Origin of the sequence: Phyllobacterium myrsinacearum (assembly GCF_014138285.1) — a bacterium.
Classification (GTDB): Bacteria; Pseudomonadota; Alphaproteobacteria; order Rhizobiales; family Rhizobiaceae; genus Phyllobacterium; species Phyllobacterium myrsinacearum_A.
This window is the reverse complement of record NZ_JACGXN010000001.1, coordinates 442,642-453,915: the sequence shown is the minus strand read 5'-3', so window position 1 is coordinate 453,915 and position 11,274 is coordinate 442,642. Positions and strand designations below refer to the sequence as shown.

General features: G+C 58.8%; 12 protein-coding genes. 8 read left to right on the top strand and 4 right to left on the bottom strand.

The window, feature by feature from the left end:
* The first annotated feature begins 5 nt into the window (after positions 1 to 5).
* From FHW16_RS02360 to FHW16_RS02330, 7 genes are all read left to right on the top strand, one after another.
* On the top strand, positions 6 to 884 hold the full coding sequence (locus tag FHW16_RS02360) for a transglutaminase family protein (RefSeq protein WP_182547559.1): 879 nt from the start codon (positions 6 to 8) through the stop codon (positions 882 to 884).
* A 290-nt stretch (positions 885 to 1,174) separates the two neighbouring features.
* A complete protein-coding gene (gene ppaT / locus FHW16_RS02355; protein ID WP_246711606.1) occupies positions 1,175 to 2,296 on the top strand; it encodes a pyridoxamine--pyruvate transaminase in 1,122 nt (373 codons plus the stop codon).
* 13 nt (positions 2,297 to 2,309) lie between these two features.
* On the top strand, positions 2,310 to 3,926 hold the full coding sequence (locus FHW16_RS02350) for an ABC transporter substrate-binding protein (RefSeq protein WP_182547558.1): 1,617 nt from the start codon (positions 2,310 to 2,312) through the stop codon (positions 3,924 to 3,926).
* A gap of 195 nt (positions 3,927 to 4,121) precedes the next feature.
* Complete coding sequence (locus FHW16_RS02345; protein WP_182547557.1) at positions 4,122 to 5,102, top strand: ABC transporter permease; 981 nt, start codon at positions 4,122 to 4,124, stop codon at positions 5,100 to 5,102.
* Entirely contained in the window at positions 5,099 to 5,917 is an 819-nt protein-coding gene (locus FHW16_RS02340) for an ABC transporter permease (protein ID WP_182547556.1), read from the top strand. The genes FHW16_RS02345 and FHW16_RS02340 overlap by 4 nt, the downstream gene beginning before the upstream one ends.
* Positions 5,914 to 6,720, top strand: a complete 807-nt coding sequence (locus tag FHW16_RS02335) for an ABC transporter ATP-binding protein (protein WP_182547555.1) — start codon at positions 5,914 to 5,916, stop codon at positions 6,718 to 6,720. The genes FHW16_RS02340 and FHW16_RS02335 overlap by 4 nt, the downstream gene beginning before the upstream one ends.
* Positions 6,717 to 7,502, top strand: a complete 786-nt coding sequence (locus FHW16_RS02330; protein ID WP_182547554.1) for an ABC transporter ATP-binding protein — start codon at positions 6,717 to 6,719, stop codon at positions 7,500 to 7,502. The genes FHW16_RS02335 and FHW16_RS02330 overlap by 4 nt, the downstream gene beginning before the upstream one ends.
* A 131-nt stretch (positions 7,503 to 7,633) precedes the next feature.
* Here the strand turns inward: FHW16_RS02330 and FHW16_RS02325 are convergent, their stop codons facing one another.
* From FHW16_RS02325 to FHW16_RS02315, 3 genes are all read right to left on the bottom strand, one after another.
* Complete coding sequence (locus FHW16_RS02325) at positions 7,634 to 8,008, bottom strand: hypothetical protein (RefSeq protein ID WP_182547553.1); 375 nt, start codon at positions 8,006 to 8,008, stop codon at positions 7,634 to 7,636.
* A 68-nt stretch (positions 8,009 to 8,076) separates the two neighbouring features.
* A complete protein-coding gene (locus FHW16_RS02320; protein ID WP_182548878.1) occupies positions 8,077 to 8,694 on the bottom strand; it encodes an XRE family transcriptional regulator in 618 nt (205 codons plus the stop codon).
* 11 nt (positions 8,695 to 8,705) lie between these two features.
* Positions 8,706 to 8,900: a hypothetical protein gene (locus FHW16_RS02315; protein ID WP_182547552.1), complete on the bottom strand. Its 195-nt coding sequence runs from the start codon at positions 8,898 to 8,900 to the stop codon at positions 8,706 to 8,708.
* A 313-nt stretch (positions 8,901 to 9,213) separates the two neighbouring features.
* Here FHW16_RS02315 and FHW16_RS02310 point away from each other — a divergent pair, with 313 nt between their 5' ends.
* The gene (locus FHW16_RS02310) at positions 9,214 to 10,317 is read left to right on the top strand and encodes a diguanylate cyclase (protein ID WP_182547551.1); all 1,104 of its coding nucleotides are present in this window, start codon (positions 9,214 to 9,216) and stop codon (positions 10,315 to 10,317) included.
* Positions 10,318 to 10,359: 42 nt separating this feature from the next.
* Here FHW16_RS02310 and FHW16_RS02305 read toward each other — a convergent pair whose 3' ends face one another.
* Positions 10,360 to 11,265 carry a phosphotransferase gene (locus FHW16_RS02305; RefSeq protein WP_182547550.1) on the bottom strand — a complete coding sequence of 302 codons (906 nt, stop codon included), beginning with the start codon at positions 11,263 to 11,265 and terminating at the stop codon, positions 10,360 to 10,362.
* Between the last annotated feature and the right edge of the window lie 9 nt (positions 11,266 to 11,274).

Here is an 11,274-nt window from a genome sequence, read left to right as displayed (position 1 = left end):
GAAGAATGCTCTATAATATCCGCCTTCACCTGCATTATGACTACGAGCGCTCCGCAGCGGGCGGGCGCCACCATATCCGCGTGATGCCGCAGACGCTGCCGGGCATCCAGCGCGTGGTCGCTTCCAGCCTGTCCTTTGACCCTTCAGCGGCGGAACGCTCCGATTTCACCGATTTCTTTGCCAATACGGTGACCTCCATCGTCTACCGCAATCCGCATGAAACCCTCGATGTGACGATGACCGCCCGCATCAATGTGGCGCGGCCGCAGACCATGCTCGACGTTTCGCCGGATATTGCCGGGCTGGCCAAAGAGATACGCGGGGTCTGGTCGGTGGCATCGGATGCGCCGCACCATTTCCTGACCTCAAGCGCCCATGCGGCCATCGATCCCGATATCACCGGTTATGCCGCGGCAAGTCTCGGCAAGACGCGCACGGTCATGGAGGCGGCGAGCGATCTATGCAATCGCATCCATGCGGATTTCGCCTACGATTCCGACGCCACCAATGTGCGCACCACGGCGCGGGAAGCATTCGACCTGCGCGCCGGGGTCTGTCAGGATTTCAGCCACATCATGATTGCGGGCCTGCGCGGCATCGGTATCCCGGCGGGCTATGTCAGCGGTTTTCTGCGCACCATCCCGCCGCCCGGCAAGGAACGGCTGGAAGGTGCCGACGCCATGCATGCCTGGGTGCGCGCCTGGTGCGGGCGTGAAGCGGGCTGGCAGGAATTCGACCCCACCAATGCGATGATGGCCGGCAATGATCATATCACCGTGGGTTACGGCCGGGATTATGCCGATGTCTCGCCCATTGTCGGGGTGCTGAAAACCAGCGGTTCGCAGGAAGCAAAGCAATCGGTCGACGTGATCCCGCTGGAGTGAGGGCTGCAAAACCATCGTGCGTGGTTCGACAAGCTCGCCATGAGGGAGATGGGTGGGTTGCAGGGAGCCAGGTTCTGCAATATCTCGATTCTGCAATCTCCCCTGCTAGCCTTACAGCACCACTCTCCCTCATGGTGAGCTTGTCGAACCACGAATCAAGCACGATGGTTTTGCCAGCGCATTTTCAAATATTGAAATAGTTTTTCTTGGTTTCCACCAGCAGCGAGAATATGGTCTGCTTTGAGTGCCATTTGCGCCCGTGAATGGGATGAAATTTCAAAGTGCGACCCATGCTCCCCATTCCGCCGCTGATGCTGACCACAGGTCCCGTTCCTGCCTATCCGCAAGTGCTTGCCGCGCTCGGAAGGCCTATACTTTATGATTATGATCCCGCCTTCCAGAGCTTCTATGCTGACGTGATCGAGAAGTTGCGGCTGGCGCTGCGGCAAGGCACAGCGCCTGTCATCATGCAGGGAGAAGCCATTCTTGGCATCGAAGCTGCCGCTGCCGCATTGATTGGCCGCGACGATGTGGTTCTGAACCTTGTTTCCGGAGTCTATGGCAAGGGATTTGCCAACTGGGCCGCACGCTATGGCAAGGAAGTCGTCGAGCTCGCCGTGCCCTATGACGATATCATCGACCCGCAGGCGGTGCGCGAGGCGCTGCGCCAGCGCCCGGATATCACGATTGTCTCACTCTGCCATCACGACACGCCATCCGGCACGCTCAATCCGTTGAATGAAATCGGTGCTGTTGTTGCCGAACACGGGGCCTTTCTCATTGTCGATGCGGTGTCGTCCTTTGGCGGGATGGATGTTCATCCGCGTGAGGCGCATGTCGATATTTTCATCACCTCCCCATCGAAATGCCTTGGCAGCACGCCGGGCCTGAGCCTCATCAGTGTGAGTGAGCGGGCCTGGGCCAAGATCGAGGCCAATCCGGATGCACCGCGTGGGTCGTTTCTCAGCCTTTTGGGTTGGAAAGGCGCTTCGGAACCGGGCAAGCCCTTTCCGGTGACGCCGTCCATCGCCGAAATCTACGCGCTGGATGCTGCGCTTGATCTCTATGCCGGAGAGGGCGCCGAAAACGTCTGGGCCCGCCATGCGGAAACGGCAGAGATCACGCGCAACGGTCTGCTCGAGCTTGGCCTGAAGCTGTGGCCGAAAAAGCTGGAGTTCTGCGCGCCCACGACAACAGCTTTCAAACTGCCCGATGGTTTCAGCGATACCGCACTGCGTGACCGGTTGCGTGACGAGCATGGCATTCTGCTGTCGCTTGGCCGCGCCGACACTGCAGGCAAGCTGTTGCGCATCGGCCATATGGGCGCGTCCGCCAAGCCGGACTTCGCCCGCGCCGCCATTACGGCTCTCAGCCAGATTCTGTCTCGCCCCCTTGGCCAAACCCATCCATAAGAGGATCGCAAGCATGTCCCGTATCCTGTTGAACCGCCGCGCTTTTCTCAATCTGACCGCCAGTGCCGCGGCACTGACTGCCATGCCGGGGCTTGGCTGGACGCAAGGGGAAGCGCCCGTCAAAGGCGGGCGTCTGATCATTGCCGGAGACAGCGAGCCAGCCAATCTCAATCCGGCAATCGTCGCCTCCAACGGCGTGTTCTTTGTCGCCAGCAAGATTGTCGAGCCGCTGGCCGAACAGTCCTATGACGGCAAGGATGGCTTGTCGCCGCGCCTCGCCACCGCATGGGAGGGCTCGGCCGATGGCCTGACCGCAACATTCAAACTGCGCGAAGGCGTGACATGGCATGATGGCAAGCCGTTCACGTCGGCTGACGTCGCCTTCTCCGCGCTCGAAGTGTGGAAGAAGCTGCAAAATCTCGGGCGCGTGGTCTTCAAGAATCTGGAGAGCGTCGAAACGCCCGATGACCACACGGCCATTTTCAGGTTCTCGCAGCCGACGCCGTTCCAGCTTATCCGCAATGCTTTGCCGGTGGTCACCTCCGTCGTGCCGAAACATCTCTACGAAGGCACCGATATTGCCAAGAACCCGGCTAATGAGGCCCTGGTCGGCACCGGGCCCTTCAAATTCGGCGAACACAAGCCGGGTGAATATTATCTGCTGAAGCGTAACGATACGTACTGGCAGAAGGACCAGCCGCTGCTGGATGAAATCGTCTATCAGATCCTGCCGGACCGTTCATCTGCCGGGAACGCACTGGAAGCCGAACAGATCCAGCTTGCCGCCTTCTCTGCTGTCCCGCTTGCCGATCTCAGCCGCATCTCCAAGTCGTCGGGCCTGAAGGTTTATGCCAATGGTTATGAGGGATTGACCTACCAGCTCATCGTCGAAATCAACCATCGCCGCAAGGAACTGGCCGACCCGAAGGTGCGTCAGGCGCTTGCCCATGCCATCGACCGGGATTTTGTCGTCAAGACGATCTTCCTCGGCTATGCAAAACCATCAACCGGGCCGGTCCCGGCCTATGACAAGACGTTTTACGAACCAGACGTCGCCGTCCATGCTTTCGATCCGGCAAAGGCCGAAGCGCTGCTCGACGAGGCGGGCTACAAGCGCGGCGCGGACGGCAATCGTTTCACCCTGAAACTCCTTCCGGCTCCATTCTTCAATGAAACCAAGCAGTTCGGCGATTATCTGCGGCAGGCGCTGGCAAAGGTCGGTATCGATGCGCAGGTGGTCAGCAACGATACGCCAGCCCATCTGAAGGCGGTCTACACGGACCATGATTTCGATATCACTGTGGCAACGCCGGTCTACCGTTCCGATCCGGCGATCTCCACCACCATCCTGTTCGAAAGCGGGCTGCCCGCCGGTGTGCCGTTCTCCAACCAGTACGCTTATGCCAATGCGGATGTCGACAAGCTGATCAAGGACGCCGCATCGACGGTGGACAGCGACAAGCGTGCCGGTCTCTACAAGCAGCTGCAGAAGAAGGTGGCGGAGGATCTGCCGCTGATCAATGTAGCGGAATTCTCGTTCATCACCGTTGCCCGCGACACGGTGCAGAATGTGTCTGATAATCCCCGCTGGGCTGTGTCCAACTGGGCGAATGTCTGGCTGAAGGGATAGGGGCGGAGGGCCTCATTTTATCGTAAAGCCTCCGTATCCGTCATGGTTGCAGCTCGCCATGAGGGACATCGAAGAGAGGACAGGACGGTTGATCACCAAGGACGAGGACTGCTGTTGACGAAAACAAACCCGTTTGTCTTCCTGTCTCATTCGCTCTAGTGTCCCACTCCATTCGCATGACCCGTCGGAGCTGTTTTGCCGCCACTCGCATCCTTTTTCCTGAAACGCCTTTTGGGTGCGATTCCGGTTTTAGCCGTCGTGCTGGTTGGCAGTTTTCTGCTGCTGGAGGCGGCGTCGGGTGACGCGGTAGACTCCTATGTCGCGCGGTCCGGCGGAATGGATGCCGACCAGTTGGCGCAGCTGCGTCAGGCATGGGGGCTCGACCAGGGGCCGTTCCATCGCTTCATCGCCTATGTCTCGGCGCTTGGTCATGGTGATCTCGGTTGGTCGACGGCCTTTCAACGTCCGGTGTTGTCGGTCATCGTCGAGCGGCTGCCTGTAACCCTTCTGCTGATGGGTATTGCCACCGCGCTGGCCTTCTTCCTCGGTTCGCTGCTCGGCGTGATTGCCGGTGCAAAACCTGGCTCCCTGCGGGACCGTTCTCTCTCTATCGGTTCGCTGGCGCTTTATGCGGTTCCCGGCTTCTGGCTGGGACTGGTGCTCATCGTCATCTTCGCGGTGGATCTGCGCTGGTTGCCGGTGGGCGGTATCGAGACAATTGCATCAGGCAAGATCGGATGGGCGCGTATGGCGGATATCGCTACGCATCTGGTCCTGCCGGTCGCCTCGCTCGCCATGGTTTATCTCGCGCTCTATCTCAGGCTGATGCGCGACCGCATGAGCGAGGTCTGGCGCGATCCCTTCGTCACCGGCCTGAAAGCGCGCGGCCTCAGCCATGGCCGCGTCGTCTGGCGGCATGTGGCGCGCAATGCGGTCCTGCCTGTCATCACCATGCTCGGCCTGCAGGCGGCGGTCATGCTGGGCGGCAGTGTGGTGGTCGAAAGCGTTTTTGCCATTCCGGGGTTTGGGCGGCTGGCGGCGGAAGCCGTCTCCCGGCGCGATACCCCGTTGCTGCTGGGTGTTATCCTGTGCAGTGCCATAACGGTCATTATTGCCAATCTGCTGGTTGATCTGGCCTATGGCAAACTCGATCCACGCGTCAGGCTCGGCCGATGACGATCTGGCGGCGTCTCAACCTCGAAGGGCGTGCCGGCCTCGTGCTGCTTCTGGCACTTGTGCTCATGGCTTTGCTCGCCCCATGGATTGTCCGGGGTGATCCGCTCGCCATCGTTGGTGAACCCTTGCTCCGGCCCTTTGCATCGGAGGCGTATTGGCTGGGCACGGATCGTCTCGGTCGCGACGTTCTGTCCGAACTCCTCTACGGCACGCGCACGACACTGCTGGTTGCGTTCTTCTCGGCTGCAGCATCGCTCATCATCGGCAGTTTTGTCGGCACATTGGCCGGATTTCTCGGCGGTATTGCCGACGCCATCCTGATGCGGATCACCGAGGCATTTCAGACGGTTCCGGGTTTCCTGCTGGCGCTGGCAACAATCAGCGTGACAGGACCAAGCATCCCGACTCTCATTCTGGCCATCAGTCTTGGCACCTGGACGCAGGCGGCACGGGTTACACGGGCGGAGGTCCTTTCGTTGCGCGAGCGCGATTTCGTGGCTGCCGCCCGGACGCTCGGCATGCGGCCGCTGGACATCGCCTTTCGCGAAATTCTGCCGAATGCCTTTGGTCCTGCGGCTTCTCTGGCTGCCATTTCCGTGGCGGCGGCTATCCTCATCGAAGCGGCGCTGTCATTTCTTGGCTTCGGCGATCCCAACCGGGTAACCTGGGGCAGCATGATTGCCGAAGGCCGCACGGTTTTGCGTTCCGCGCCTTATCTTTCCATCGTGCCGGGCCTGGCGCTGGTGGTGACGGTTCTCAGTGTTCACCTGATCGGACGCGGATTATCACGCAGGGAAGGGCTGCCCCAGCCATGAGCGAAGCGTTCCTGCGTGTCGAGAATCTGGGTGTTTCTTACGGCGAGACGATTGCCCTTGCGGATGTCTCGCTCGACCTTATCAGGGGCGGGCGGCTGGCTTTGATCGGCGAGAGTGGTTCAGGAAAATCCACCCTGGCTATGGCCGTTGCCGGTCTTTTGCCGAAGCAGGCGCGCCAGACTGGCTCGATCAGCTTCCCCGGTGCATCTGTGCGGCCGCGCCTTGGCCAGGATATTGGTGTGGTATTTCAGGATCCGGGCGGCAGCCTTGATCCGGTCATCAAGGTCGGTGATCAGATTGCCGAGGTCATCCGGGCGCATGAGGACACGAGCTGGATCGCCGCGCGCGTCCGCGCCGCTGACCTTATGGACCGGGTGCGCATCCCCAAAGCGCTGTCGCGCCTCAACAGCTATCCGCACGAATTCTCTGGTGGGCAGCGCCAGCGCATCGCTCTAGCGCTGGCATTGGCAGCTAATCCGTCCCTGATCATCGCCGACGAGTTGACCAGTGCGCTCGATACGGTGGTACAGCGCCATATCGTCAACCTGCTGGATGAGCTGGTGCGCGAAGATGGGCTGACATTGCTGTTCGTGACGCACGATATCGCACTGGCTTCCGAGCGAGCGGACCAGATCGGGGTTCTCTACAAGGGGCAACTTGTCGAACTGGGTGCCGCCGCAGATGTGCTGGGCAAACCCACGCATTCCTACACGAAAGCCCTGATCGGAGCGCACCTGTCACTCGACACACCACGGCAAAGGCGGCTTGTCGAAATCAACCCTGACAGCCTGAACCTGCCATGAGTGAAACTGACAATTCCATTGTTCTTGATTTGAAGGATGTGGCCAAGCGCTTTGGCGAACGCAGTGCATCGGGCCTGAAGGATATCCGCTTTACCCTGAAGCGCGGTGAAACGCTGGCGCTGGTCGGGGCGTCGGGTTCGGGTAAAACGACGCTCGCACGGCTTGTCATGCGGCTGAGCAATCCGGATTCCGGATCAATCCACCTGTGCGGGCATGATATAACGACGCTGCGGGGCGAAGCCTTGCGGCTGCTGCGACCAAGGTTCCAGATGGTGTTTCAGGATCCGCTCGCAGCTTTCAATCCGCGTGCCACCGTCAAGCGCATTCTGGAAGACCCGCTGCGGTTGCATGATCTGGCTCCCCGCGAACGCTATGGCGCGGTTATCGCCAATGCGCTCGAACGGGTGGGATTGAGCCCCGATCTGATGCAGCGCAGCCCGCTCGAGCTTTCCGGCGGTCAGCGTCAGCGCATTGCCATTGCCCGGGCGATTGCCACCACACCCGATCTGATCGTGCTGGACGAGCCTGTATCGGCGCTGGATGTTTCGGTTCGGGCGCAAATCCTCAATCTCCTGCTCGATCTGCAGGAGGAAACCGGCGTGTCCTATCTCTTCATTTCCCACGACCTTGCCGTGGTCCGGGCCATAGCCGATCGCATGGTCGTGCTGGACGAGGGGCGCATTGTCGAAAGCGGCGAGACAGAACGGGTTCTTGCCGCCCCTCGGGCGGAAGCAACCCGGGTTCTGATTGATGCCGTGCCCCGTCTGCAAAGACGGGCATGATGATCCCGTAAAACACCAGGAAATATCGGGATTTTCTGCTTTCGTGAACGCTCTGTTCGCGAGCGCGGAGGAAACGTCGGCACAGGCCCGTATCCATGTTGCGGTGCGATAAATCAGGGGTTAGAGCCACGTCAACGGTGGCAATCAAGCGCCGCAACATAGTTTCCGGAGAATGTGATGAACCCTGCCATGCAGATGCCGATGCCGATGATGAACAACATGATGCCTATGCCAATGATGGGCGGAATGATGCCAATGCAGATGCCAATGATGAATGGCATGATGCCAATGCAGATGATGGGTGGAATGATGCCAATGGGCATGCCCATGATGATGTGCACCATGACCTGCAAGATGACGCCGACCGGCATGGTCTGCGAAATGATGCCGATGGACGGCATGTCGATGGAAATGATGAAGGATTGCTGCGATCGCATGACCGCCATGATGAACATGGGCATGCCCATGATGATGTCGTGCGGCGGCATGCCAATGATGATGTGCAAGATGGGCTGAGCTGCGGCTCTCCCGGCACATATCCGATACGAGGGCCGGCATTGCCGGCTCTTTTCATTTAGCCCACGGTTTCGACGTAGGTCATGACGAGATAGATCACAGCTTCGCTTTCCGTCAGATTGCGATAGCTGTGAGGTGCATCCGCTTCAAACAGGATGGCGTCTCCTTCCTCAAGAACAGTCGCCGGTTCCTGGCCGGTCCTGATCTCGACCCGGCCTTTGACCAGAACGAGATTTTCGATCGTGCCGGGTGCATGGGCATCCGCCCGTTCCAGATGACCCGCACCTATCCTCAGTTCGTAAAATTCGACCTTGCGTTCCCCGTCAAAGGGGAAGAGTGCACGCGACGTGAACCGTCCGCCAGCGAGGCCAAGGATTTTGGCTTTGTCGCGGCGCAGTACGACGGTGCCCTGCACACGCTGGCTGTCGAGCAAGGTGGCGAAGGGTACGCCAAGCGCGGTGGCAATCTTCCAGAGAATGCTCACGGTCGGCGCGCTTTTGCCCGTTTCAATCTGGCTGAGCATGGCCCGGCTCACGCCTGCAAGTTTGGCCAGCCGTTCGAGTGAGTGGCCCTGCCGTGTGCGCAACCGACGCAGATTCCGGCCGAGGATCGCCGGCAGGTCGTTGGCCGGATCACTATTCTCACTATAAGCGCCAGTTTGAAAATTCTCGTCCAGAGCAAGTGTCGTCAAGAATGCGCCTCATGCGGAAACGGGGTGTAGAAGACAACGGGGACAAACGAGATGGGCATGGCAATCCACGCAAAGGGAAACATGGGATAGGAGGTCGCGCTCTGTTGCTTTGGCTGCTCGGCCTGCGGGACATTGGTTTTCGCCTGCCTGTAGGCTCCGAGGTCGATGATTTCAGCCTGATGTGCCAGCATTGCCCTGATCCTTTTCAAGAATGGAGATCAGTCTAGGCGTTGGTTTCTCGATCCGACAGAATGTTCGTTTCAAAAATGCCGCCGGATTTGAAACCGGATACCAAACTTGATGAGTTTTCCGCCGCGGAAGGCGCCAGATGCGGTTTCGTGTATATTCATATTTGAAATCGTGTCGTCAAGAATCATCAAAAAATACAACCTGTGGTAGAATTTCCGTGCTATACGGCCCGATAGTTCAATTTTTAGGGATGTCCTTCGCACGAAATTAGCCCGGAAACGCTAGGGTCGCACGAAGTGGAATTGAGGTTGGTAAGTGTACGCTGAATATTTCCCCGTCGTGTCGGATCTCGTCCACCGTCTTGGCCTGGTTGCGCTGGTCAGCATGGCCTATGGCTCGATCATTCGCGCTTTCCATGGACCCATGACCCGCAGTCTGATGGTTGGCTTGCTGTTCGGGTGTTCAGCCGTCATTTCCATGCTTGATCCTGTTATTATCGATGACGGAATTATTGTCGATGCGCGCTCGATACTGCTGGCTCTCAGTGCCCCGTTCGGCGGCGTGGTTGCAGTGTTGGTATCTACAACTTTAACAATTATTTCCCGCATTCTTATTGGTGGCAGCGGCGTTTATGCCGGTGTTGTCGGCATTCTGATCATCGGATCGATCAGCCTGATATTCACGCTGGTCTATCGGCCGAAGGTTTATTCCTGGAAGCATTTCGTTATTCTCGGCCTGACCGTCCCGCTCTACACCCTGAGCATTTTTGTTCTGCCATTCGAACGGGCGATGCCGATTTTCCAGCGCATGGCCCTGCCGATGCTGACGCTCAGCGTTACCGGGATCATTCTGATCTCCATGTTCCTTCATCGTGAACGCTTGCGCGTTGATCGTGTGAAGACATTGGAAGTGGACGCCCATACGGACCCGTTGACCAATCTTGCCAATCGGCGGCTGTTCGATCGCGTAGCGCGGCGCACCTTTCGCAAGGCGGCATCAACCGGGGGAGAGGTCTTTTCGCTTGTTATGATCGATATCGACTCGTTCAAGAGCATCAATGATCATTGGGGCCATTCCAATGGTGATCTGGTGCTCATCGAAATTTCCACCATTATCCGCTCGCTGGTGCGCAAGGCCGATCTCGTGGCCCGCTATGGCGGGGAGGAGATCGCGATCCTGATGCCGACGGCGGATGCAGGTGAGGCCATGGCGATGGCCGAGGCCATCCGGCGGCGTGTCAACGAGACCTTCTTCGATTTCGGTCGGACGCAGGCGCATGTGACGGTGAGCGCCGGCGTTTCCACCTTCACATCGCAGCATCAATCACTGACGGATTTGATCGAAGAGGCGGATGTAGCGCTTTACCGGGCCAAGCGTCTTGGCCGTAACCGCATAGAACTGGCGTCCATGGCCGCTTGAATGGGCCAAGCCAGACGTTGATCATCAGTTTTCTCGCGTGTCTTATCCTTGTCGTAGGGTGCTTTCGATGACACGGCACCGCTCAAGCGCCCAGCCTGCATCCGCGAGTGCACCATCAATGGCACTTTCATGGATCTGCTGCATTCCGATGCGAAGCTGATAACAAGCCAGTACGTTTTGGTTCCGGACGAGGTCCGGCCGAAACGCCTCGAAATATCGTGCCTGCTGTTCCATGCACTCCAGCCACGGTCGCCAGAACAGGATATTGGCGACCTCATAGAGCGGATCGCCATATATCGCTTCCGACCAGTCGATGACGCCGGTAATGCGACGTCCGTCCGTCAGGACGTTGTTCGATCCGAAATCTGCATGAACGAGCGCTCGAATATTGGGACAGGACGGAATTAATGTCATGCAGTGTCTGACAAGGTCATCGATCCGGCCGGCGCCGGGAAAGCCGGCCACGCGGCTCCAGTCATAGGCGGACACGGCCGACAAAAATGCCTGCCAGGTAGCGTCTCGGCCATTGCCCCCCGCATCGAAAGGGCCGTAGCCATGCGTCGAGCCGATGTCGGACCGCGCGATAGCGGCCATTATATCGGCAACCGGCTCAAGAACCGGCGGCAATTGCTGGGGCGACAGTTCCTGGAGGGTGAAGCCTTTTGCCATTTGCGAGATGCAATAGGCATTACCGTCCTCCAGCATGCCGTAGTCCACAACGGCCGGAATGGGTAAAGCTGCCGATGAGAAATGCTTCCAGACAAATGCATCCTTGGCAAATCCGTCGATCGACCGGTTGACGCGGACGACAAAGCTCCCTGCGGCATGGTCGTAGCGGAATGCGCGCGAATCCTCACCCTCGCTGATCGGAATCAACACAATGGTTTCGCCGGTCAGTTGCCGAAGTTTGGCTATGATGGCGGTCAGCGAAATGTCAGGCTTGTGCATGGTCAGGGC